At 63.2% G+C, this 24,049-nt stretch carries 22 protein-coding genes; 12 read left to right on the plus strand and 10 right to left on the minus strand.

All coding sequences use genetic code 11. The features are described from left to right. Window positions 1–132 precede the first annotated feature (132 nt). The 4 genes from JQ553_RS24805 to JQ553_RS24820 all read left to right on the plus strand — a co-directional run bounded on the left by JQ553_RS24805 (window position 133) and on the right by JQ553_RS24820 (window position 4,799). A complete protein-coding gene (locus tag JQ553_RS24805) occupies window positions 133–2,058 on the plus strand; it encodes a potassium transporter Kup (RefSeq protein ID WP_212502646.1) in 1,926 nt (641 codons plus the stop codon). Between the two features lie 144 nt (window positions 2,059–2,202). After that, entirely contained in the window at window positions 2,203–2,505 is a 303-nt protein-coding gene (locus JQ553_RS24810; RefSeq protein ID WP_212502707.1) for a rhodanese-like domain-containing protein, read from the plus strand. 8 nt (window positions 2,506–2,513) lie between these two features. Next, the gene (locus tag JQ553_RS24815; protein ID WP_212502647.1) at window positions 2,514–3,683 is read left to right on the plus strand and encodes an aminotransferase; all 1,170 of its coding nucleotides are present in this window, start codon (window positions 2,514–2,516) and stop codon (window positions 3,681–3,683) included. A 6-nt stretch (window positions 3,684–3,689) separates the two neighbouring features. Further along, the gene (locus tag JQ553_RS24820; RefSeq protein ID WP_212502648.1) at window positions 3,690–4,799 is read left to right on the plus strand and encodes a polyamine ABC transporter substrate-binding protein; all 1,110 of its coding nucleotides are present in this window, start codon (window positions 3,690–3,692) and stop codon (window positions 4,797–4,799) included. Window positions 4,800–4,980: 181 nt separating this feature from the next. Here the strand turns inward: JQ553_RS24820 and JQ553_RS24825 are convergent, their stop codons facing one another. The 6 genes from JQ553_RS24825 to JQ553_RS24850 all read right to left on the minus strand — a co-directional run bounded on the left by JQ553_RS24825 (window position 4,981) and on the right by JQ553_RS24850 (window position 9,862). Further along, complete coding sequence (locus tag JQ553_RS24825; RefSeq protein ID WP_212502649.1) at window positions 4,981–5,916, minus strand: lipid A biosynthesis lauroyl acyltransferase; 936 nt, start codon at window positions 5,914–5,916, stop codon at window positions 4,981–4,983. 21 nt (window positions 5,917–5,937) lie between these two features. Then, complete coding sequence (locus JQ553_RS24830; protein WP_212502650.1) at window positions 5,938–7,215, minus strand: beta-ketoacyl-ACP synthase; 1,278 nt, start codon at window positions 7,213–7,215, stop codon at window positions 5,938–5,940. A 27-nt stretch (window positions 7,216–7,242) separates the two neighbouring features. Further along, entirely contained in the window at window positions 7,243–8,430 is a 1,188-nt protein-coding gene (locus JQ553_RS24835; protein ID WP_212502651.1) for a beta-ketoacyl-ACP synthase, read from the minus strand. After that, window positions 8,423–8,896 (minus strand): 3-hydroxyacyl-ACP dehydratase FabZ family protein, encoded by a 474-nt coding sequence (locus JQ553_RS24840; protein ID WP_212502652.1) that lies wholly within the window; start codon window positions 8,894–8,896, stop codon window positions 8,423–8,425. Before JQ553_RS24840 ends, JQ553_RS24835 begins: the two co-directional genes overlap by 8 nt. Before the next feature lie 7 nt (window positions 8,897–8,903). After that, entirely contained in the window at window positions 8,904–9,209 is a 306-nt protein-coding gene (locus tag JQ553_RS24845) for an acyl carrier protein (RefSeq protein ID WP_212502653.1), read from the minus strand. Window positions 9,210–9,520: 311 nt separating this feature from the next. Continuing rightward, a complete protein-coding gene (locus JQ553_RS24850; RefSeq protein WP_212502708.1) occupies window positions 9,521–9,862 on the minus strand; it encodes a hypothetical protein in 342 nt (113 codons plus the stop codon). Between the two features lie 223 nt (window positions 9,863–10,085). Here JQ553_RS24850 and JQ553_RS24855 point away from each other — a divergent pair, with 223 nt between their 5' ends. Then, a complete protein-coding gene (locus JQ553_RS24855) occupies window positions 10,086–10,712 on the plus strand; it encodes a ParB-like protein (RefSeq protein ID WP_212502654.1) in 627 nt (208 codons plus the stop codon). A gap of 29 nt (window positions 10,713–10,741) precedes the next feature. Here JQ553_RS24855 and JQ553_RS24860 read toward each other — a convergent pair whose 3' ends face one another. From JQ553_RS24860 to JQ553_RS24870, 3 genes are all read right to left on the minus strand, one after another. Continuing rightward, entirely contained in the window at window positions 10,742–11,200 is a 459-nt protein-coding gene (locus JQ553_RS24860) for an MgtC/SapB family protein (RefSeq protein WP_212502655.1), read from the minus strand. Between the two features lie 9 nt (window positions 11,201–11,209). Beyond that, window positions 11,210–11,788: a peroxidase-related enzyme gene (locus tag JQ553_RS24865; RefSeq protein WP_212502656.1), complete on the minus strand. Its 579-nt coding sequence runs from the start codon at window positions 11,786–11,788 to the stop codon at window positions 11,210–11,212. A 176-nt stretch (window positions 11,789–11,964) separates the two neighbouring features. Then, window positions 11,965–13,653: an ATP-binding protein gene (locus tag JQ553_RS24870; RefSeq protein ID WP_212502709.1), complete on the minus strand. Its 1,689-nt coding sequence runs from the start codon at window positions 13,651–13,653 to the stop codon at window positions 11,965–11,967. A gap of 624 nt (window positions 13,654–14,277) precedes the next feature. On the opposite strand from JQ553_RS24870, the gene JQ553_RS24875 reads away from it, so the two are divergent. The 5 genes from JQ553_RS24875 (at window position 14,278) to JQ553_RS24895 (ending at window position 20,049) form a co-directional block, all read left to right on the plus strand. After that, window positions 14,278–15,537 carry an MFS transporter gene (locus JQ553_RS24875; RefSeq protein ID WP_212502657.1) on the plus strand — a complete coding sequence of 420 codons (1,260 nt, stop codon included), beginning with the start codon at window positions 14,278–14,280 and terminating at the stop codon, window positions 15,535–15,537. Window positions 15,538–15,729: 192 nt separating this feature from the next. Further along, window positions 15,730–16,686 (plus strand): catechol 2,3-dioxygenase, encoded by a 957-nt coding sequence (locus JQ553_RS24880; RefSeq protein ID WP_212502710.1) that lies wholly within the window; start codon window positions 15,730–15,732, stop codon window positions 16,684–16,686. Window positions 16,687–16,945: 259 nt separating this feature from the next. Continuing rightward, on the plus strand, window positions 16,946–18,154 hold the full coding sequence (locus tag JQ553_RS24885) for a cytochrome P450 (protein ID WP_212502658.1): 1,209 nt from the start codon (window positions 16,946–16,948) through the stop codon (window positions 18,152–18,154). Window positions 18,155–18,239: 85 nt separating this feature from the next. Then, entirely contained in the window at window positions 18,240–19,517 is a 1,278-nt protein-coding gene (soxC, locus tag JQ553_RS24890; protein WP_212502659.1) for a sulfite dehydrogenase, read from the plus strand. Next, window positions 19,504–20,049: a c-type cytochrome gene (locus JQ553_RS24895; RefSeq protein ID WP_212502660.1), complete on the plus strand. Its 546-nt coding sequence runs from the start codon at window positions 19,504–19,506 to the stop codon at window positions 20,047–20,049. Before soxC ends, JQ553_RS24895 begins: the two co-directional genes overlap by 14 nt. 76 nt (window positions 20,050–20,125) lie before the next feature. On the opposite strand, the gene JQ553_RS24900 is transcribed toward JQ553_RS24895, so the two are convergent. After that, window positions 20,126–21,319, minus strand: coding sequence for an acyltransferase (locus JQ553_RS24900; protein WP_212502661.1), 1,194 nt, complete (start codon window positions 21,317–21,319; stop codon window positions 20,126–20,128). 183 nt (window positions 21,320–21,502) lie between these two features. On the opposite strand from JQ553_RS24900, the gene JQ553_RS24905 reads away from it, so the two are divergent. Together JQ553_RS24905 and JQ553_RS24910 are read left to right on the plus strand one after the other, a co-directional pair. Next, window positions 21,503–22,990 (plus strand): amino acid permease, encoded by a 1,488-nt coding sequence (locus tag JQ553_RS24905; protein ID WP_212502662.1) that lies wholly within the window; start codon window positions 21,503–21,505, stop codon window positions 22,988–22,990. Window positions 22,991–23,100: 110 nt separating this feature from the next. Next, window positions 23,101–23,988, plus strand: coding sequence for a 2-hydroxy-3-oxopropionate reductase (locus JQ553_RS24910; protein WP_212502663.1), 888 nt, complete (start codon window positions 23,101–23,103; stop codon window positions 23,986–23,988). Window positions 23,989–24,049: the final 61 nt, after the last annotated feature.

Genomic DNA, 24,049 nt, shown 5'->3' on the forward strand with positions numbered 1-24,049 from the left:
AATCGGATTCAAATCCATGCGCGAAATGCATGCCGATGGTCGGAATCCGTGCTAACCTTCGCATTCGCGCCGGGAGTATAGGCCTGCCGCCTGGCGTTCGGCAGTGCAGTAGAGATAGAGGCACGTCTTCCCATGTCATCCGAGAGTGCGATCGCCGCGGCGGAAACGCCCGCGGCCAACGGGCATGGCGAGGCGCATTCCACGGCCGGTTTCAAGGCGCTGATGCTCGGCAGCATCGGCGTCGTCTATGGCGACATCGGCACCAGTCCGCTCTATGCGCTGCGTGAAGCCGTTGCGGCGGCCAGCGGCACCGAGGGAGCGGTGACGCCGCATGCCGTGCTCGGCGTGCTCAGTCTGATCCTGTGGGCACTGATCGTCGTGGTCACGTTGAAATATGTCGTGATCCTGCTGCGCGCCGATAACCACGGCGAGGGCGGGACGCTGGCACTGATGGCGCTGGCGCAGCGTGCGGTGACCAAGGGTGCCGGCACGATCGTGCTGCTCGGCATCATCAGCGGCGCACTGTTCTATGGCGATGCCGTCATCACGCCCGCGCTGTCGGTGCTATCGGCAATCGAGGGCATCAAGCTCGTCACCGCGAGCTTCGACCCCTATGTCGTTCCGATCACCGTCGTGATCCTGGTGCTTCTGTTCTCGGTGCAGTCGCGCGGCACCGCGCGCGTCGCGGCGTTCTTCGGGCCGGTCATGTGTTTGTGGTTCGCGGTGATCGCGATCGCGGCCTTGCCGCAGATCGTGCGGCATCCGGAGGTGCTGCAGGCGCTCAATCCGTTTCACGCGGTGTCCTTCATGCTGCATCACGGCGTGATCGGCTTCATCACCCTTGGCGCGGTCTTCCTCGCGGTCACCGGCGCGGAGGCGCTCTATGCCGATCTTGGCCATTTCGGCAAGCGGCCGATCCAGACAGCGTGGCTGCTCATCGTGCTGCCGTCACTGGCGCTGAATTATCTCGGGCAGGGGGCGCTCGTGATCGCAGACCCCAAGGGAATCGAGAACCCGTTCTTCCTGATGTTTCCGGATTGGGCGCTGATCCCGATGGTCTCGCTTGCGACGGTTGCGACCGTGATCGCGAGCCAGGCCGTCATCACCGGCGCCTATTCGCTGACGCGCCAGGCGATCCAGCTTGGCCTGCTGCCCCGGTTTGAAATCCGCCACACCTCGGAAGCGCATTCCGGCCAGATCTATATGCCCCGCATCAACCGCCTGCTGTTCATCGCCGTGATCCTGCTGGTGCTGATGTTCCGTTCCTCGAGCGCGCTCGCCTCGGCCTACGGCATCTCCGTGACCGGCACGATGGTGGTGACGGCGATGATGGGATTTGTGGTGATCTGGCGGGTCTGGAACTGGACGCCGCTCGCGGCCGCCAGCCTGATCGCGCCGTTCCTGTTCCTTGATCTCACCTTCCTCTCCGCCAATCTCCTCAAGGTGCTGGAGGGCGGTTGGGTGCCACTCGCGCTTGGCGCCGCGATGATCGTGGTGATGTACACGTGGCGTCGCGGGAGCCGGCTGCTGTTCGAGAAATCGCGCAAGCTGGAATTTCCGCTCGCCGAGCTCGTTGCGATGCTGGAGAAGCGACCGCCGCAACGCGTCCCCGGCACTGCCGTATTCCTGACCAGCGATCCCGTCAGCGCGCCGACCGCGCTGATGCACAGCCTGAAGCACTACAAGGTGCTGCATGAGAAGAACGTCATCCTCACCATCCAAACCGCGCCGACGCCCCGCATCGACCCGTCCGAGCGGGTACGGATGGAGGAAATCAGCCCGACCTTCTCGAAGGTCACCCTGAAGTTCGGCTTCATGGAATCGCCGAACGTGCCGAAGACACTGGCGATCGCCCGCAAGCTCGGCTGGCAGTTCGACATCATGTCGACCTCGTTCTTCCTGTCCCGCCGCGCGCTGAAGCCGGCCGTGCATTCCGGCATGCCGCGCTGGCAGGATCATCTGTTCATTGCGCTGAGCCGCATTTCCAACGACGCCACCGACTATTTCCAGATCCCGACCGGGCGGGTGGTCGAGGTTGGAACACAAGTCACGATCTAGCTTTGAGAAAGCCCGGTAAGCGTCTTGGGGCGCTTGATTTTCTATGCGTGAGGGGCGACTTTGCGCTTCGGCTGGCGGGAGCCAAAGCGGGCCTAACGAGTGTCGGAGGATTTTTCAGTGGCGGACCACAAGGTGCATGATCTGATGCCGGATGAGGTATCGAAGGGAATTGCGGAAGGCCGCTATCTGCTGGTCGACGTCCGCGAGCCCAACGAGGTCGCTGCCGAGGCTTATCCTGACGGCGTCGTCGTGCCGCTGTCGAGCTTCGATCCCGCGGCGATTCCCGACCCGCAGGGCAGAGAAGTGGTATTCGCCTGCCGATCCGGCAAGCGCTCGGTGACTGCCTCGCTGGCGGCGCAGGCCGCAGGCCTGCCCTACGACAAGCATCTGGCCGGCGGAATCCTCGGCTGGAAGTCGGCGGGATTGCCCACCAGGACCGGCGGCTGACCTCTGCCATGACTTCCATGAACAAGGTCTTCGCGGACCTTCCGGTCACGATCTTCGAGGCAATGTCGCAGGCCGCGCGCGACAACGACGCCATCAATCTCGGCCAGGGCTTTCCCGACGATCCCGGCCCGGAGGACATTCGCCGCGCCGCCGCGGACGCATCGGTGAACGGGTACAATCAGTATCCGTCAATGATGGGCATCCCCGAACTCCGGCAGGCGATCGCATCCCATTACGACCGCTGGCACGGCCTCAAGCTCGACCCGATGACCGAGGTGATGGTCACCTCCGGCGGCACCGAAGCATTGACATCCTCGATCCTGGCCGTGGTCGAGCCGGGCGATGAGGTCGTGTGCTTCCAGCCCGTTTACGACTCCTATCTGCCGATCATCCGCCAGGCCGGCGGCATTCCACGGCTGTTGCGGCTGCAGCCGCCGGATTGGCGGCTGAACGAGGACATGCTGCGCAGCGTCTTCAACCACAAGACCAAGGCGGTGCTGTTCAACAATCCGCTCAACCCGTCGGCGGTGGTCTATCCGCGCGAGGACCTCGAATTGCTGGCGCGGTACTGCCAGGCATTCGACGTGGTCGCGATTTGCGACGAGGTCTGGGAGCATGTCGTCTTTGACGGCCGCGAGCACATTCCATTGATCACGATTCCGGGGATGCGCGATCGCACCATCAAGGTCGGCAGTGCCGGCAAGATCTTCTCGCTGACGGGATGGAAGATCGGTTTCGTTTGCGCCGCGCCGCCGCTGTTGCGCGTGGCCGCCAAGGTGCACCAGTTTCTCACCTTCACCACCGCTCCCAATCTGCAGGCGGCGGTGGCCTACGGCCTCGGCAAATCCGATGACTATTTCCACGCGATGCGGAAGGATATGGCGCGAAGCCGCGACCGCCTCACCAAGGGGCTGGAGAGCATCGGGTTTCCCGTGCTGAAGTCGCAGGGAACGTACTTCCTGACAGTCGACCTGTCGCCGCTCGGGCTCAACGAGACCGATGCGGAGTTCTGCTGGCGTATCGTCCAGGACTACAAGGTCGCGGCGATTCCGGTGTCGGCATTCTATGAGCAGGATGCGGTGACCTCGGTCGTGCGCTTTTGTTTTGCCAAGAAGGACGCCACGCTCGACGCCGCTCTGGAACGCCTGTCGGACGCGGTCCACCGTCGCAAGAGGTAAGTCAAGATGCGAAAGCGGAACTGCCATGACCTCAGCATCATCGGTGCGATCGCCGCGGTTCTGCTGTTCTCTCCGTCCGCTGATGCGCAACAGCGTACGGTCAATTTCTACAACTGGTCGAATTACATGGCGCCGGGGGTCCTTGAGGACTTCACCAAGGAGACCGGCATCAAGGTCGTCTACGACACGTTCGATGCCAACGAGACGCTGGAGACGCGGCTGCTCGCCGGCAGGTCCGGCTACGACGTCGTGGTGCCTACCGGCTATTTCCTGCAGCGCCAGATCACCGCAAAGGTATTCTTGAAACTCGACAAGTCGAAGCTGCCGAACCTCGCCAACGCCTGGCCCGTGGTTGCCAAGGAGCTTGCGACCTACGATCCCGGCAACAATTACGGCGCCAACTACATGTGGGGCACCACGGGTATCGGCTACAACGTCAAGATGGCGCAGCAGGTCCTTGGCGCCGACGCCAGGATCGATAGCTGGGACATGGTGTTCAAGCCGGAGAACCTCGCCAAGTTCAAGGATTGCGGCATCCACATGCTGGACTCCGCCGACGATATCTTGCCGGCAGCGCTGAGCTATCTCGGCATCGATCCGAATTCGACCAGGCAGGCCGACCTGGAGAAGGCCGCCGATCTCGTCATCAAGATCAGGCCTTACATACGCAAGTTCCACTCATCCGAATATCTCGGTGCTCTGGCCTCGGGTGAGATCTGCTTCGTGGTCGGCTGGTCGGGCGATATCATGCAGGCGCGCAGCCGCGCGGCAGAGGCCAAATCCGGCGTCGAGATCGGCTACACGATCCCGAAGGAGGGCGCGCAGATGTTCTTCGACAATCTCGCGATCCCCGCGGACGCCAAGAACGTCACCGAGGCCTATGAGCTCATCAATTATCTCTACCGTCCCGACGTCGCGGCGAGGAATTCGAACTTCCTGTCGTACGCCAACGGCAATCTGGCGAGCCAGAAGTTGATCGACCCGAAGATTTTCAACGACGAGAACATCTATCCCGACGAGGCGATGCAGAAGAAGCTGTTCGTCATCACCGCGCGCGATCCTGCCACGCAGCGGATCATCAACCGCCTGTGGACCCGGGTGAAGACGGGAAAGTGACCCCTTGGTCGCGGTTGCATGCTCCGTCATTGCAAGGAGCATCAGCCTGCGATCCGCGACGCGGTGGGATAGCCGCTATAGCCGTTTCGAGCGAAGTGGATACCGTTCCACGTACGGAAAACGCGTCAGAACAAGATGCAGCTTCGGTTTCTGCTTCAATCGGAAACGATGATGCTCTGGCCTAACGCCACCGCCGGTGCAGCCAGAGCCACTGATCCGGATATTCGCGGACCCAGCCCTCGACGACGTCGGTGACCGCTTGCATCGTGCCCGGGATGTCGACCTCGCCGGATGCATCGAACACCGGCTTCACTTCTTCCGACACCTCGCCACGGAAGCGGCCGTCGGGCAGTCGGATGATCCGCGTGCCATGGATCGGGCAATCGACCTGACGGCGCAGGCGCGCCAAGAGCGGGTTCGCGGTGGTCTTGCGGCCGAAGAACGTGACGGGCACGCCGTTGGTCAAATACTGGTCGACCAGCATTGCGACGTGCTGGCCGTTCTGCAGCGCCTGCGCCAATTTGAACGGCGCATCGCGGCCAGCGGGGACAAGTGTGCCCATCTTGACCGCGCGAATGCGTTCGATGGCACGGTCGGCAGATTCGATGTTCGGCCGTCGGAACAGGATCGCGGCATCGAGCCCGTGAGCGACGGCGGCGAGCGCAGGCAATTCCCAGTTGCCGAGATGCGCGGCAAAGAACAGCGCTGGCTTGCCGTCGTCACGCAGCCGGTCGAACAGTTCCTTGCTGCGTGGAGAGAATTCGACGCGGCTGGGCTTTTCCGGATGCTCGGGATCGTGGTCCCAGATGCGATCGAGATGGGCGAACTCGGCGCCGATACGCCCGAGATTGTCCCATACGCCGGCGAGAATTGTCTCGATCTCCTCCGGCGACTTCTCGGGGAAGGCGGCCGTGAGATTCTCGCGGCCGATGCGGTCCTCGCGCAACCTGCGGCCGATGAAGTGTGCCGCGCGGCCGAAGAACCAGGCGGTCTTGTCCGGATCGAAATAGCGCGTGGTCCGCAGCAGCCCGATCGTCAAGGCGCCAACGGAAGCCTCGATCGCCGGTTTTGCGGCGTCGCGCAGGCGCGCCCTGGTGCGAAGGAGCAGGCGGTTCATCGCACGAAGCGAAACGCCCGCTCAGACCGGTTCGTGCGTCAGGATCAGCGAGGCGTTTTGCCCGCCGAAACCAAACGAGTTCGACATCACGGCGGTGACGCGGGCGTCGCGCGCCTTGTTGCCAACCACATCGAACGGGATCGCCGGATCCGGCACTTCGTAATTGATGGTCGGCGGTATCCGCTGATGTTCGAGCGTGAGCAGCGAAAAGATCGCTTCGACTGCGCCGGCCGCCGAGATGGTGTGGCCAACCATCGACTTGTTCGACGACACCGGAATGTTCGGTGTGTGGTCGCCGAACACGGCCGCGGTCGCCAGATATTCCATCTTGTCGTTTTCCGGAGTCGAGGTGCCGTGGGCATTGATGTGGTCGATCTGGTCCGGCTCCATGCCGGCGTCGGCGAGCGTCTTGCGCACGCAACCGATCGCCGGCTTGCCATCCGGGCTCGAGCGCGTCCGATGGAAGGAGTCGGTAAGCTCGCCGCATCCGGCGACGACGCCCAGGATGCGCGCTCCGCGGGCCATTGCGGCGTCGTAGCTCTCGAGCACCAGTGCACCGGCGCCTTCGGCCATGACGAAGCCGTCGCGGTTCTTCGAGAACGGCTTTGAGGCGGCTTGCGGCGGATCGTTCTGGGTGGAGAGGGCCGACAGCAGGGAGAAGCGCACCATGGCTTCGGGATTGACCGAGCCGTCGGTCGCGATGCAAAGAGTCGCGTCGGCTTCGCCGCGGCGAATCGCCTCGACGCCAAGCTGGATCGCAGTCGCGCCGGAGGCACAGGCGGTCGACAGTGAGATCGGCGACCCCTTGGTGCCGAAGGTATCGGCGAGATTGCCCGCGACCGAGCCGAACATGAAGCGACGATGGTAGTCGGCAAATCTGCCGCCGCCGCCCGCCGCCACCACGTCCATCGTGTCGAAATTCTTCTTCGCGATCGTTCGGCTCACCAGCAGCCGTTGCGGCCATTCGGTTTCGACAGGGGCGACCGCCAGAAACATCGGACCCGGGAAGTCGCCCTTGCGGCCGACGCCGGATTGCTCGAGCGCTTCTTCGGTCGCCATCACCGCAAGGCGCTCGGACAGGCCGGTCGAAGAAAAGGGTTCGACGGTGACGAAATCGACCGCGCCGGCCATCGTGGTCTTCAAGCCGTCGATCGGGAAACGGGTCACCGTCTTGATGCCGGATTCGCCGGCGGTCAGGCGCTTCCAGTTGTCCGTCTTGCCCGCGCCAAGCGAAGTCACGATCCCCATGCCAGTCACAACAACGACCGGCCTGCCGAATTTATCGCGTGGTGCTGTCATGGTTCCCCCGTCGATACTGCGCCGGACTTAACTGACGGCCTCGACCAGGGCCATGCCTTCGCCCTGCCAATGACCGGCCCCCAAAACGACAATCTGGGTCGGCGCCTCGGCCTTTTCAACCTCGAAACCGGTCGGATCGTTGGCGGGATAAAGTGCCCCGCGCGAAATCGACAGTGCGGCGAGCGCTAACCCGAGCGGAAACTGCGCTTCCACTGTGTGGCCAAAGGTCGTTCCGGTCGCGCGCACGGCGAGGCCCGGGTGCTCGCTGAGGAACGCGCGTTCCTCGGTGGTCGCGGGCTCGGCGCCGGTTGCGCCGGTGATGACGACGCCATCGTCGGCACTGATGCCAAGCTTTGGCCACATCGCCCGCAGCGACTTCGTGAGCGCGCCGGCTTGATTGCGTTGCGCACGGTCGGCGACCACCTTGGTCAGCTTGGCGTAAGGCTTTGCCCCACGCGCTTCCGCGTGCTCCCGCGCTTCCATCACCAGGAATGCGCCGACAGAGCCGAGCGCGAAGCCGGGTTTGTCCCCGCGGGCCCAGAGCGGCGCATATCGGTCCTTCAGGTTGAAGTCAGCATACTCATAGAGCATCAGCAGATCGGCGCGGTCGCCGTTATGCGCAGCGCCGACGAGCGCGATGTCACTCTGGCCGGCCTCGATGCGGGCAACCGCGATCCGCGCTGCGTCGATGCTGGAAGCTTCCTCGCCCATGAAGGTTCGCGAGGTCCCGCACACGCCATGGACGATCGCGATATTGCCGGCGAGCAGATTGGAGAGCTGCGCCAGGAACAGCGTCGGACGCAGCTCGTTCATCAGCTTCTCGTTGAGGAAGCCGGGCTGCGAGTTGCCCTGCGCGTCGGCGTTCATGATCGCCACGTCGACATTGAGGTCGCGCTCGCCGCCGCCGGCCGCGACGATCATGTCCATCCGCGACAGCACTTCCGGATTGCCTTTGACGCCGGCGGAATCGAGCGCGAGACCGGCCGCATAGGTGCCGATGCGCTGCCAGGCTTCCATCTGACGCTGATCGCCCTTTTTCGGGATCTGGGCGTCGAAGCTGACGGGTGCGAGCGGATGGATCACGCAGGGCGCAAAGCGCTTCTCGTCGACGTTGATGCGCCTGGCGCCTAGTGCTTCCCAATGCGCGTCCAGCCCCTCGCCGAGCGAGGAGAGCAGGCCGATGCCAGTAATCCAGACTTCCTTCGGCTCAATCATGGCCCATCGCCTGCAGCGGGAAGCCGATCTTCCTGGCCATCGCGTCCATGTGTCCGCGGAAGGCAGGGTCGGGGAAGGGGACGAGGCGGAAGGTGATCTCGGAGCTGCATTTCAGCTCTTTGCCGACCCGGACCTTGGCCGAGGTGACTGCGAAGCCCGAGCCTTCGTGCTCGAGTTTTGCTTCGATGGTCAGCAATTGGCCGGGACTGACGAAGCCGCGCATCTTGGCTTCCTTGACCATCGCCAGGAACGGCATGCGCTCGAACTTGTTCACGCCGAGCAACAGCCAGCCCGAACTTTGCGCCATCGCTTCGGTGAGCAGGACGCCCGGCATGATTGGAAAGCCGGGGAAATGGCCCTCGAAGATAGTGTGCGTCGTCGGAACCTGGGCCTCGACTACAATTGTCTTGTTGCCCACGTTGAGGTCGACGATGCGGTCGATCAGTATAAAGTAGTCGAGCTGCATTGGGCGATTATGAGCCCGTGCCGGTGCCCGCGCCCGCATTCTTGGCCGCGACCAGTTCGTCGATGCGGTCGGCGAGGTTCTTCAACACGAAGTACTGCTCGGTCGTCGCCTTACCGTCGTTGACCTCCTGGGTCCACTTTTCGAGCGGCATCTTGATTCCAAAGGCCTTGTCGATGGCGAAGGCGATGTCGAGGAAGTCGAGGCTGTCGATTCCAAGATCATCGATGGCGTGGCTCTCCGGCTTGATCGTGTCGCGCGGGATATCGCAGGTCTCCGCGATAATGTTGGCGATCTGCTCGAATGTGGAAGACATCATTAAGCCTTTGATATATTTGAGATAATTCTGGGGCGGCTCGGAGGAGATGGTCGCGTCGCCCCGGAATGCCCTATTCCCGCTGCCGGAGTCGTGTGCCCGTATAACGGAGCAGGGCCGTGAGTTCAATGGACGTGGGGACGGCGACCGGGGCAGTTCGGCGGGACAAGAATGGTCGCTTGGTTCCCCCGGCAAGCAGCCGACCTGCAGGGGGCGGATGCAGGCTCCTTTGGGAAACGTGTCAAATGGGATGCCGGTTCGCGTGAAGAGAACGCGCAAAGCAACAATCTAGCGCTTCGGTTCTGATTCCATCAGCCGCGCGGCATCACCGAAATCTTTGCGCAATCTCGGCGGCCCATCAGCACGCAGTCTTGGGTCTTGCGCAGGTCGGCGATGCTCACTGCGAGCCAGATGCCGATCGCCGTCAGCGCCACAGTGAACGCGAAGGCCGCAATGTTGGCGAGCATGCGCTGACGGAAATCGTCCGGCTCTTCGCGCGGCTTCTCGTAGCGGGAGAGGTCGTTGGCGACGGAAACGGGGCGGGCCGGGCGGGGCGGCTCTTCGCGCTTGCCCGGTAGTTGTGCGGACGTACGCGGCCGGAATTTGAGCACCACGTGCTCGCTATCCGAGGTGATTGGCCGCTGGGTTTTCACTGATGTCAGTCCGGTCGCGTCGCAGTCCTTGTTTAGCATGTTTGCCGCGCCCCACATCTAAAATCTTGGTGCGCGCAGAGGTGGTATCCAGCCTTCAGGCAGCTTGCGGAACCGGTCCCGATCGTCGGCGCACGGCAGGCCGGATGGTTCGGCCTTCCGCCCCTCTCCAACGATATGTCATAATGGAACCCGTTCCGGAAGGCTGTCAAACGGGAGCACAGTCATGGCCCATACGCGCGAGCCCTACGTCAAGCCGGTCCCAATCATGGCCCTACGGCCGACCCAGATGACGGTCGGCATGCAGGAGGTAAAAGAAAAACGGAAGCGCTGGCGCGAGCACAAATCGGACAAGAAGCGCGCAGAACTCCTCGGCAAGCATATGATCCCGGTCGTCCATGGTCCTGACGATCGCTACTACGTGGTGGATCACCACCACTTGGCGCGGGCGCTGCACGATGAGGGCGTCAAGGATATTCTCGTCACCGTGATCGGCGACCTCACCATGGTCGAGCGTGACGTGTTCTGGGGCGTGATGGACAACAAGCGCTGGGTCTATCCCTACGACGCCAAGGGCGAGCGCCGGCATTTCAAGGACATTCCGAAATCGGTGGCCGATCTCAAGGACGATCCGTTCCGCAGCCTTGCCGGCGAGATGCGCCGCTCCGGCGGTTTCGCCAAGGACACGACGCCGTTCAGCGAATTCCTGTGGGCCGACTTCCTGCGCCGACACATCCCGGCCAAGCTGGTGAAAAACGACTTCGCCAACGCCATAGAAAAAGGCCTTGCGCTAGCCCGCAGCAAGGGCGCGATCTACCTGCCCGGCTGGTGCGGGCCGGCGTCTGACGGCTGATCAAGCTGGTAGCGCCGGGGACCAGTCTTCTAATCGCCTGTATCATCCTTGCCGCCGAGCGTGCGGTGCAGCCACCGCTCGACGGAGTTTCCACACGTCAGGAGCAAAAGCGCGAAGACCAGTGCCGTGATGACGATCGGCCAGTGTCCGGCGCCGCAGGCGGTCCCGATGCAGGCGGCAAAGAAGACGCAAGCAGCGCTCGTCAAGCCGCGAACCCGGAACCGATCACCTTGCCGTACGATCACGCCGGCGCCCAGAAATCCGATGCCGGTCAGTACGCCTTGAGCAACACGGCTGGCCGCGTCCGTGAACTGGCCCGGTTCTGCGGCCTGCATGGCGAGCAGAATGACTGCCGCGGTGGAAAGACTGACGAGGCCAAGCGTCTTCAGGCCGATCGGCATGCCACGCAGGTCACGGTCGAGCCCGACAAGGCCTCCGGCGAACGTGGCGACACCGAGCCGCAGGACAATCTCGCTCCAGTCCGTCAAAACCGTCCTCTACTTTGGCAATCGTCCAAGCATGTAGAACTCGTTGTTCGGCCGCATCGCGGTGACATTCGCCATTCGGTTCGACAGCGCAAAGAAGGCGGCGATCGCGGCGACATCCCAGATGTCGTCGTCGCTGAAGCCATGGGCCGCGACGGCGGTGAAATCGGCCTCAGAGATCTCTTCCGCCGCCCGGCTCACCTTCATCGCAAAGTCGAGCATCGCGCGCTGGCGCGGCGTGATGTCGGCCTTGCGGTAGTTTACCGAGATTTGGTCCGCTAGCTCCGGATTCTTGGCGCGGATGCGCAGGATCGCGCCGTGGGCGATCACGCAATACTGGCACTGGTTGGCGGCGCTGGTCGCCACCACGATCATCTCGCGCTCGGCCTTGGTCAGCCCGCCGTCTTTTTCCATCAGCGCGTCGTGATAGGCGAAGAAGGCGCGAAACTCATCCGGACGGTAGGCCAGCGTCAGGAACACGTTCGGCACGAAGCCGGATTTCTCCTGGACTGCAAGAATGCGGGCGCGGATGTCCTCGGGGAGCTTGTCCAGAGCGGGCGCGGGAAAGCGTGTTGCGGTCGGCTGTGTCATGAAATGGTTCCGGCGTGCCGCTGGAGTGCGGCATCACGCGAACCATAGTGGATGACGGCCTCGGCGCAAGGCGCATGCGCCGCCGCGTTGCGATGCCGCCATAGCCTCTTCGAGCGGCGTGGATTCCGGTTCGCGTGAAGAAGCTGCGGCTCTGATTCGATCAGAACCGATAATGGCTAGCGCAGCGGCTTTTTCAGCAACGAGAAGCGGTCCGGATCGAGACCCATCGAGGGTTGCAGCATCGGAGCTTCCGCGGATGCCATCGTCCGCTGCGGCCGCTCGTTCATGCCGGAATCGCTGCTGGGCACATCGCGATGTGACGTCGCGCCGCGCCAGCGTTCCAGCACGGCGCTGACGAAGTGCATGTCATGGCCGGCAGTGACCGACGGCACGGTGGCGATGGTCGCTTCGCCGCGCGGCAATTGGTGCGGCGGCACTTCCTTGAAGCGCAAGCGCGTCGGCAGCGCCACGCCCTCGCCGAACGCCAGCACCTCGCGGGTGCCGAGCGAGGGCACGAACGACAACAGGTTGGCGGCGGCGTCCGAGACCGCGGAGCGCAGCAGCGCCTGGTCGCGGTCGTTGGCGAGGCGCATCGTGAACAGCGTGTTGCACTGGGAGATGATGGTGGCGTCGAGCTCGGCCGGACGCTGGGTGATCAGCCCGAGATAGACGCCGTATTTGCGGCCTTCCTTGGCGATGCGCGACACTGCCTTGCGGGTCGGGCCGAACCCGACATTGCGGTCGGCGGAGGCGTAGCGGTGGGCTTCCTCGCAGACGAACAGCATCGGCGAGACGCCGTCGCTCCACAGGCCGAAATCGAATGCCATACGGCACAGCACCGACACCACGGAATCGACGACTTCGGCTGGAAAGCCCGCGAGCTGCATGATGGTCATCGGCCTGCCGTTGGCGGGCAGGCGGAACAGATGGCTGATCACCTCCGCCATGGTATCGCCGCCGACATTGGCGTTGTCGAACATGAAGGCGTAGCGCGGATCGTTTCGCACCGTTTCGACGCGCGAGATCAGCTTGTGATAGATGATGCGCGAGGAGCGGTTCTCGAGTTTGCCCATGCGCTCGTCGATCAGCGAGATCAGGTCGACGAGCCGATAGGGCACCGGCGTATCGACGGTGTAGCCGATCTGCTTCGGATCGACGCGCTTCAATCCGAGACTGACCCGGTCGGAGTTTTGATACTGGGTGTAGAGACCCTTCGCGACCGGGATCACTTCGGCGAGGATGTCGAGCTCTTCGGGCACGCCGGGACGGCCCGCGAACAGCACGTCGACAATCTCCTCGAAGTTGAACAGCCAGAACGGCAGCTTCAGGTTTCGCGGGTTGAGCACCTGGGCGCGCTCGCCGAAGCAGCGGCCGTATTCGTTGTGCACGTCGAGCAGGAAGATACGCAGGTTCGGCCGCGACTTCAGAATCTCGTTGAGCAGGAGCGACACGCCGGTCGACTTGCCGACGCCGGTCGAGCCCAGCACGGCGAAGTGCTTGGAGAGCATTTCCTCGACGTCGACGTAGGCGGTGACCGAACGGTCCTGCTGCAGTGTTCCGACATTGATCTGGTCCGATCCGGAAGGAGCATAGACGGTGCGCAGCTCCTGGTTGGTGATCAGCTCGACGCCGTCACCGATGGTCGGATAATTGGTGACACCGCGCTGGAATTTGGGCCGCTCGCCGCCGAGGATCTCGCCGAGCAGGTCCACTGAGGCGGTCGCGATGTAGGCATCGGACTCTGGCAGGCCCTCGCACGACACTTCGGTGATCATGGCGACGATGACCGAGGTCAGACAGCGGATGCTGACGAACCGACCGACTGTGGCGCGCACTTCCGAAAGCGGCATCTGGCCCGTCGCCATGAGCCCGACCCGGGCCTGCGAGCCGCGCACAGAGATCACACGTCCAAAGGATGTCACGATGTTGCCTGGAATGTCCCGAAAATTTCCCGATCCCAAATATGACGGCGCGGACTGGAAAAACCGTTAAATCGCGGCAGTTCCAGTTTGGCTAAATCCGCGCCTTCTCGGTCAGGATTCCTTTGCAGAACGCCCGCTCGGCGGATCATTTCCCACTTCTGCAGCAAAAATCGTTGCTTTGCGGAAGGACGGCGGCCGTTTCACCCAAGTTTCGTTAACCTGGGATTCACCATGGCCGAGAACGCCTCGCTCGCCGGATCAAGGCCGATTTCATCCTGATCGCGGTGGGGACCGGTCTGATCAATGGGCTCGGCTGCGGCCTGCTCAACGCCGCCTGCGCCGAGGCGGCCAACTGGCCGGATCACGTTCAGCCGGCCGGCTTAGGCCGTTGAGATCCCGCATCTGCTGTCGTCGCATCGCGAGAGAATTGCCTCGGTCGGCTGACCGTGCTGCGGACGCCGCTCCAGTGCTTGCTGCCGCGATTGACCCAAAAACATCCGGCCTGTATCCATTGGACAACGACAAGAACAGGGCAGGGTGGAACGCGATGAGCCGCGGCATCGGGTCTTGAGCGCGTCAGCGCGGCCGTCCGCGCTCGCTCCCTTCCGCATCCGGAATTATCGATTCCAGTGGCCTGCCGATCTGCTCACCTCCTGGGCGTTCGAGATGGAGACGCTCATCCTCGGCTGGTATGTGCTGGTCGAGACCGGCTCGGTTCTGCTGCTCACGGTGTTCGCCTCGCTTGGCTATGTCGGCACGCTTGTCGCCCCGGTGTTCGGCGTGATCGGTGACCGTATCGGCCATCGGGACCTGCTTGCCATGATGCGCGCCGCCTATGCGACGCTTGCGGCCACGCTCATGATACTGGCGCTGACCGGCCATCTCACGCCGCCTTGCGTGTTCCTGATCGCGGCGCTGATGGGCATCGTGCGGCCGTCCGATCTTGGCGTGCGCGGCGCGCTGGTCGCGACCATCATGCCGCACGAGCAACTGATCGGCGCCATCAGCCTGTCGCGCACCACCATGGATACCGCGCGCATCGCGGGCGCGCTGAGCGGCGCCGGGCTGTTCGCGTCGCTCGGCATCGGGCCTGCCTACGTCGCCATCGTCTGCCTCTACGCGGTCGCCACCGTGCTGACGCTTTGCGTGGTCGCGCCGCACGGGCGGGCCAAGGCCCACGAGGCGGTCGAGGCCGTTTTGCGGCGCTCGCCGCTGCGCGATCTCAAGGAAGGCATCAGCTATGTCTGGACCTCGCCGCGGATGCGCGCCGCGATCTGGATCGCCTTCCTCGCCAATCTCACCGCCTATCCGCTGACCAACGGTTTGCTGCCCTACGCGGCGCGGGAGATCTACCTGACCAACCAGAGCGGCCTCGGCTATCTGTCGGCGAGCTTCGCTGTCGGCTCGCTGGCGGGCTCGATTGCGCTCAGCCTCGTCGGCAGCGTTCGCGTTGCGCGGTTGATGATCGGCGCTACCATCGTCTGGTATGCGACCCTGCTGGTTTTCGCGCAGATGCAGACGGTGCCGAGTGCGATGGCCTGCCTGATGCTTGCAGGATTTTCGCAGAGCCTGTGCATGATCTCGCTTGCGGTGATCCTGATGCGGGCGGCAAGTGAGCAGTTCCGCGGCCGCGTGATGGGGGTGCGCATGATGGTGATCTACGGCTTGCCGCTTGGCCTTTTGGCCGCCGGCGGTCTGATCGATCTGGTCGGCTTTGCCGCGATGGGCACTCTCTATGCCGTCGCCGGTCTCGCAATGATGCTGGTCATCATACTGCACTGGCGTGCCGACCTCTGGCACGCGCACGCGCCGGCCAATGCGCGTTAGCGTTCTCGCTCAAATATTCGACGCCAAATCGACTCGCCCGCGAATTTGCCGCCGCGCGCATGTTCGCGGGTGGGTGATACTCCACTATTTTGTTGACGAGACCTAATCTTTTGTACAGTAGTACAAATAGGTGCCGCGCGAAATGATGCCATGCGCCGCCGATCTCGCGTCACCGCGGAAGGAGAAGCGCTGATGCAGCCGGAGCCGATCTTCGATCTCGCCCATCTTGGGCATATGGAGTTGCTGACGCCAAAGCCGGACGAGAGCCTGAAATTCTTCGTCGACGTGATGGGCATGACGGTCAGCGGCCGGAAGGGCGAGTCGGTTTATCTGCGCGGCTGGGATGATTACGAGCGCTATTCGCTCAAGCTTACGGCGTCGAAGACGTCGGGCATGGAGCACATGGCGCTGCGCGCGCGCAGCCCCCAGGCGCTCGAACGCCGTGTCGCCGCGCTCAAGGGCTCGGGCTTCGACATCGGCTGGATCGACGGCGACATGGGGCAGGGGCCGGCATTCCGTTGCCGCGATCCCGACGGTCACGTCATCGAATTATACTACGAGACCGAATGGTACCAGGCACCGGCCGAGCTGAAACCTGCGCTGAAGAACCAGGCGCAGCGCTTTCCCGCGCGCGGGGTCAATGTTCGTCGCCTCGATCACCTGAACTGCCTCGCCGTCGACATCAAGGCGAACCGTCTGTTCTTCGAGAACTATCTCGGCTGCCGAACCACCGAGCAGATCGTGCTCAACGACGGTACGGAAGCGGCGATGTGGATGACGATGTCGAACAAGAGTTACGACTTCGCCTATACACGCGACCATTACGGCAAGACAGGCCGCTTCCATCACGTCACCTACGCGCTCGACAGTCGCGAGGAGATCCTGCGCGCCGCCGATATCTTCCTGGAGAATGGCGTGCATATCGAGACCGGGCCGCACAAGCATGCGATCCAGCAGACGTTCTTTCTGTATGTCTATGAGCCCGGCGGCAACCGCGTCGAGGTCGCCAATGCCGGCGCCCGCCTGATCCTCGCGCCGGACTGGAAACCGATTGTCTGGACCGAGGAGGAGCGCAAGAAGGGCCAGGCGTGGGGATTGAAGACGATCGAGTCCTTCCACACTCACGGCACACCACCGGTGACGGGCTGACGCGAATTAGCTGAAACGGCTTGCAGCCTCGCGCCGGCGTCCGCGACAGAGACGCCGCCAACGCAGCTCCGCTTCGTTCCCAGCGCAGCATGATTGCGTCGAAGGTTCCTTCGGCCCTCCGTCTATCGTTCACGACGGGGCCGCTATGCCTGAAGTCCCGTTGATTTGACTGCAACCGTGATGTTCCTGGCATCCACCGGTCTTGCAGGCGCGCCGGCCAGTACCATCTTCCGGAAGCTCGAACGGCATGAGGGACGTCATGACATCGCAGCCTGACTTTTCCAGCGAGGTATTCAACCGTGATCCCGCTGCCGGGATTGCCGCGCTGCGCGCCCGCGGACAGGTTGTCGAGGTGAGGTTTCCGATCGTCGGCCGGGTCTGGGTGACGACCACCTATGAGACGACCGCGGCGATGCTGAAGGACAGCACGACATTCACGCTGCGCAAGGAGGACGGTGAAGTTGCGGGCCTGCGCTGGTGGATGCCCAGGTCGATCGCGACCGTCGCCAACAACATGCTGACGATGGACGAGCCCGACCACACGCGGCTGCGCAGCATCGTGGACGAGGCGTTCCGTCGCCGCGCTGTGCTCGAGATGGAGCCGCACATCCGCGCCATCGCCGATCGTCTGGCCGGCGAACTGTTCGCGGCCGGAAGTCCCGCCGATCTGGTGCAGCGCTATGCACGCATATTGCCGGTGTCGGTGATCTGCGAACTGCTCGGATTGCCGATGGCTGATCGGACAAAATTCATCGCCTGGGCCAACTCGATGTCTCAGCTCAGAGGTCCGGTCAGCTTCCTGCGCATGATGGTCGGATTGTCGAAAATGCGGCGTTATCTCGAAGCACAGTTGCGGCGTGCGCGCGAGAAGGGGGGCGAGGGGCTGATTGCGGAACTGGTGCAAGTCGAAAAGGAAGGCGGCCGCATCACGTCGGCTGAAATGGTGTCGATGGTCTTTCTGCTGCTCGGCGCCGGCTCGGAGACCACGACGCACCTGATCAGCGGATCAGTCTTTGAGCTGCTCAAGAACCCTGCGCGGCGCGATTGGCTTGCCGCCGACTGGGGCCGCGTTGGGCTGGCGATCGAGGAATTCCTGCGCTTCGTCTCGCCGGTGCAATTCTCCAAGCCGCGCTATATCAGGCGCGATGTCGAGCTAGGCGGAGTCCATCTGAAGAGAGGCGACCGAATCATGGCGATGATCGCGGCCGCCAATATCGATCCGGACGCGCATGAGCACCCTGAGAGGATGGAGCTCGATCGCAAGCCAAATCGGCACATCTCGTTCGGGACGGGAATCCATTTCTGTCTCGGCCACCAGCTCGCGCGGATTGAGGCGGCCTGTGCCCTGCAGGCCCTGTTTGTGCGCTGGCCCAAGCTCCGGCTTGCAGTTGCACCCGCGCAGATTCGCTGGCGCGGACGGCCCGGAATCCGTTCGATCGACAAATTGCCAGTGGTCGCCGGCAGCTGACGAATGATGCGCGGCGGATGGTTGCAACGTCTCGGGCGTTTGGTGTTAGGCTATGCGGCAACAAGAACGTCGGAGGAAAACGTCGATGGGTGAACAGACGACGGACAAAGGCATGCGAGAGGCGTCTCGCAGGCGTTTCCTTCAGGCGGGGACGGCACTGGTCGGCGGTTCTGCGGTGGCAGGGCTTGGCGGCGCGGCCGCGCTCGCCGAATCCGGGAGCAACCTTCCGCCCAACGTGCCCGAGTGGATGAAGGCGCCGGGTGATCCCATGGGAAGCCAGCCTTACGGTACGCCTTCGGTCTATGAGAAGGGGATCGTCAAGAACATCTCGAAGACGTTGCCGCAATACATCTCCGCTTCGGGCCGCACGCCGCTGCAGGAACTCGACGGCATCATCACGCCGAACGGTTTATTCTACGAACGCCACCATGGCGGCGTCCCGACCATCGATCCCGCGCAGCACCGGTTGATGCTGCACGGCATGGTGGATCGTCCGCTGGTGTTCTCGATGGACGATATCAGGCGCTTCCCGTCGCAGTCGCGCATCCACTTCATCGAGTGCTCCGGCAATCCCGTCTACACGAAGCCCTATGGCAAGACGGCGTCCGATCTCGTCGGTCTCGTGAGCTGCGCGGAATGGACCGGCGTGCCGTTGAAAACGGTGCTGAACGAGGCGGGCCTGCAGCAGGGCGCTAGGTGGATCGTGGCCGAAGGCGCGGACGCCGCCGCGCTGACGCGCAGCATCCCGATCGAGAAATGCCTCGACGATGCCATGCTGGTCTACAGCCAGAACGGCGAACGGCTGCGTCCGCAGCAGGGCTATCCGCTGCGGTTGCTGCTGCCCGGCTTCGAGGGGAACATGAACGTGAAATGGCTGCGCCGGCTGAAAGTCGTCGCCGAGCCTGCCTATTCGCGCGAGGAGACCTCGAAATACACCGATCTGATGCCTGACGGCACCTCGCGTGAGTTTACTTTCTACATGGAGGCGAAATCGATCATCACGCGTCCATCGGGCGGGCAGAAGCTTGCGGAGCCCGGCTTCCACGAGATCACGGGGCTCGCCTGGAGCGGCCGCGGCAAGATCGCGCGCGTGGAGGTGTCCGTTGATGACGGCAAGACGTGGCAGGACGCGCAGCTCCAGGAGCCGGTCCTGACGCGTGCGCTCACGCGCTTCCGCTTTCCCTGGCACTGGGATGGCAAACCCGCGGTGGTCCAGAGCCGTGCCGTTGACGAGACCGGTTACGTTCAGCCGACGCTCGCCGAGTTGCTGGCCGTGCGCGGCCCAAATCATTTCTATCACAACAACGCCATCTGGCCCTGGCGCATCGATGCGAACGGTGAGGTGACCAATGGCCAGGCCTGAATGGAAAGCTGCGCTCCTCGCGAGCGCGATCGGCGCCTTGACCCTCGCCGCGCAGGCTGAGGAACATTACGGGATCGGGCGCGCGGCGACGCCTGAGGAGATTGCCGGCTGGAATATCGATATCGGCCGCGACGGCTCGAACCTGCCGTCCGGCAGCGGCAGCGTCGAGCGCGGCCGCGTCGTGTTCAGCGAACAGTGCGCGACGTGTCATGGTGCGGATGGACAGGGCGGTCTCGGCGATCGTCTGGCCGGCGGACAGGGTACGCTGGCGAGCCTAAAGCCTATCCGCACCGTCGGCAGCTACTGGCCTTACGCCTCGACGCTGTTCGACTATATCCGCCGCGCGATGCCGCAGAACGCGCCGCAGTCGCTGAGCAATGAGGATGTCTACGCGGTGTCCGCCTACATCCTCAATCTCAATGGCGTGGTGCCCGCCGACGCCGTGCTCGACGCTAAGACGCTTGCGGCGATCCGGATGCCGAACCGCGACGGCTTCGTCACCGATCCGCGGCCCGACGTGCATAACCACTGAAGGCCGACGCCATGATCTCCTTCGCCAGGCAGAGGATGTGTGCTCCAAGTGCGAGCCCGCCTGGTCGCACGGAGGCCTAGACCGACGTTGCAACCGCCGCCGGGCTGGCCTTGGCGACAGCACCGCCGCGGTGCGGTGCCGGGCCGCGTCGTGCAAAATCCATCGCGGGCTTCTCGATCCAGCGATAGCTCAGCGCAGCAAACGGCACGACGACGACCACCGAGATGACCAGTGCCGCCAGAAGCGCATGGCCGGGCGTTCCGAGCAGCAGCAGCTTGTCTCCGTCGCACCAGCCGACCAGATCGACATGAATCTTGCGGCCGAGATAGGAGGCGGTCATCTTCATCAGTTGGAATAGGAACGTGTGGATCATGTAGATCGAGTAAGACCACAGGCCAAGCTTCTGCAGCGGCGAAGAGCGCAGCAGTGCCGAGATGAAGCCCTGGTCGAACGAGAACACGTAGATCACGATGGCTGCGAGCAGCGGGAATGCGTATTGCATCTCGCCCGGCTGTGTGCAGACGACGAACGCCGCGACCAGCAGCACGCTCCACACTTCGAGCATGTTCGGTGTCTCGAGCCGGCCGTTGGAATGCAGGCGCATGTCGTAGACGAGGCAGCCTGCGAAGAAGCTGAACATTGCGCGCAGCATGCCCCAATCGTGTGAGACGAACAGCTGTTGCGGCGACCGTTCGAACAACTGCATGCCTGCCGCAAGACACAGACCGAGGAAGATCTCCCGCCGGCGCTGCGGAAACAGCAGGATGACGACAGCGAACAACAACGACACATAGAATTCGACCGCCGCGCTCCAAGCCGGGCCGTTCCAGGTCAGGCCGGCATGGAGGTGGAACGACTGCAGGAAGAGGACGTTGGTGATCATCTGCCACGGCGTATGGCCTTCACCGAACGGCACGGAATCCAACGACAACGAACCGTCCGCGCGCAGGAATACGATCTTGACCACCTCGATTCCGATAAACAGCACCAGCATCACGATGTGCAGCGGCCAGAGCCTCGCGAACCGGCTCACCGCAAAGCGAAGACCGTCGGCGCGATCGTGTAGACGATGGCCATAGGCATGGCACAGCACGAAACCTGACAGCGCGAAGAACATGTCGACGCAGAACTGCAGGTTCGCGAATGGCTGGGTCCCCTTCAGTGCATGGTAAATCGGGATATGGAACAGCACCACAAGCAGCGCGCAGATTCCGCGCAATGCATCAAGTGCTTCAAATCGACCCAATCCCGAAATTGGTTGTCCCGCCATGGCACGTCTCGACCTCAGGTTGTTTGTTCGCATCGCCATGTCAGCAAGGCGGAGGCCAGCGGCCTCGTCGATCTTCGAGGTGGCCAACATCGAGCGAGCGTTTGCCGTCGCGCGGCGCTTGAACGGCGCGCTATAATTCCGCCGGGCGTCTTGCCGCAATGCGGACGGCGGAGGGTGTGGATTGTGGCCAGCATCTGGACGCGGAAGTCGACGGCCGATCTGCTGCAGGAAGCGGCGCGGTCGGAAGGCGACGCCGATACGCCGCCGTTCAAGCGCTCGTTGTCGGCGCTGCAACTGGTGACCCTCGGTATCGGCGGCATCATCGGCGCCGGCATTTTCGTGTTGACAGGCCATGCCGCTGCGGCGAACGCCGGTCCCGCGGTCACGCTCTCATTTCTTCTTGGCGCAGTCGCGTGCGGCTTCGCAGGCCTGTGCTATGCGGAGATGTCGTCGACCGTGCCCGTTTGCGGCAGCGCCTATACCTACGCATATGCGACGCTCGGCGAGTTCATCGCCTGGATCATCGGCTGGGACCTGATTCTCGAATACGCGGTCGGTGCCATCGCCGTTTCGGTCGGATGGTCGGGTTACTTCGTCAGCTTCGCGCGTGATTTCGGCATCAACCTGCCGCAGCACTTCACCTCGGCGCCGCTCGCCTACGACGTCAGCAGCGGCAACTGGTCGCGGACCGGCGCAATCGTCAACATTCCGGCGATGGCCATCATCGTGTTCGTGACCACGCTGCTCGTGATCGGCATCCGCGAGTCCGCGCAGTTCAACGGCTTCATCGTCGCGGTCAAGCTGACCGTCATCGCGCTGTTTCTCGGCAGCGCCTTGTCCTCGGTGACGCTGGCCAACTGGGTGACGCCGAGCAATCCGGAAGGCGCGCTGATCCCGCCGAATGCCGGCGTCGGCGTCTATGGCTGGTCAGGCGTGGTCCGCGGCGCTGCCGTGGTGTTCTTTGCCTATATCGGCTTCGACGCGATCTCGACCGCAGCGCAGGAGGCGAAGGCGCCGGAGCGCGACATGCCGATCGGAATCCTCGGCTCGCTTGTGATCTGCGCGGCGCTCTATGTCGCGGTCGGCTTCGTGCTGACCGGCATCGTGCCGTTCGACCGGTTGAATGTCGCAGATCCGATCGCAGTCGGCATCGATGCGATCGGCATTGGCTGGCTCGGTCCCTTCATCAAGCTCGGCATCCTGTTCGGATTGACGTCGGTCATCCTGGTGATGCTGCTGGCGCAGCCGCGGATCTTTCGCGCCATGGCACATGACGGCTTGCTGCCGCCGTTTGCGGCGAAAATCCATCCGCGCTTCCGGACGCCCCATGTCTCGACCATCATCACCGGCACGATCGTCACGATTTTCGCCGGGCTGTTGCCGATCGGCCTGGTTGGCGAACTCGTCAGCATCGGAACCCTGTTCGCATTCACCGTGGTCTCGATGGGCACGCTCGCGCTGCGCGTAAGCGACCCGCTACTGCCGCGTCCGTTCCGCGCGCCGGCGATCTGGTTGGTAGCGCCCGCCGGGGCCGCAACCTCGCTGTTCCTGATGTTCGGCTTGCCGCTCGACACCTGGATCAGGCTCGCAGTGTGGCTTGCGGTCGGGCTCGTGATCTATGCGGTCTACGGTGTTCGCCACAGCCGCCTGCGGGCAACGGGCCGCGGGTAGATGAGGCCGCGGTTCGACAGCATTTCCCAGAATCCGCGAGGTCGCTTGCCTTGGAAGGTTTCGGGTGGCTTACTGCCCGGAAACCCACTCTATAGAAAAGGGAGCAAGCGATGGTCGACATCGGATTTATTGGCTTGGGGATCATGGGCCGTCCCATGGCCGAAAACCTGCAAGCGGCGGGGCACCGGCTGTTCGTGCTCAAGAAGTCGAAAGCCGCAGGCGATCTCGTGGCCAAGGGCGCGGTGGCATGCGAGAGCGCAAGCGATATCGCGACGAAATCGAGCGTCGTTATCCTGATGCTGCCGGACACTCCGGAGGTTGAAGAAGTGCTGTTCGGCGACGGCGGCGTTGCCAAGGGACTCACCGACGGCAAGATCGTCGTCGACATGAGCTCCATCTCGCCCCTGGCGACGAAGGAGTTTGCAAAACGGATCAGGGAGCATGGCGCCGAATATCTTGATGCGCCGGTGTCAGGTGGAGAAGTGGGAGCAAAGGCCGCGTCGCTGACCATCATGGTCGGTGGAACGCAAAAGGCGTTCGATGCTGTCAAGCCGCTGTTCGAGAAGATGGGGAAAAACATCACGCTCGTCGGAGGAAACGGCGATGGGCAAACCACGAAGGTCGCAAATCAGATCGTGGTCGCGCTGACGATCGAGGCCGTGGCTGAGGCGCTGCTGTTCGCGTCCAAGGCCGGCGCCGACCCGGCGCTGGTGCGGCAAGCGCTCATGGGTGGGTTTGCGTCGTCTCGAATCCTCGAGCTTCACGGCGAGCGCATGATCGAGCGGAAGTTCAATCCCGGTTTCCGGATTGGACTGCACCAGAAGGACCTCAACCTCGCACTGGAAGGGGCGCGAAAGCTCGGAATTGCACTGCCGCACACGGCATCGGCGCAACAATTGTTCAGCAGCTGCGTCGCGAATGGCGGCAAGGAATGGGATCACTCCGCGATGGTCAAGGCCCTTGAACTTATGAGTTCGCACCAGGTCGCCAAGGGCTAAAGCATGATCCGGAAAAGTGTGTAGCGGTTTTCCCTCGCGACAAACGCGTAGCGTTTGCGCG

The sequence above is a fragment of the Bradyrhizobium lablabi genome (assembly GCF_018131005.1).
Lineage (GTDB): Bacteria > Pseudomonadota > Alphaproteobacteria > Rhizobiales > Xanthobacteraceae > Bradyrhizobium > Bradyrhizobium lablabi_D.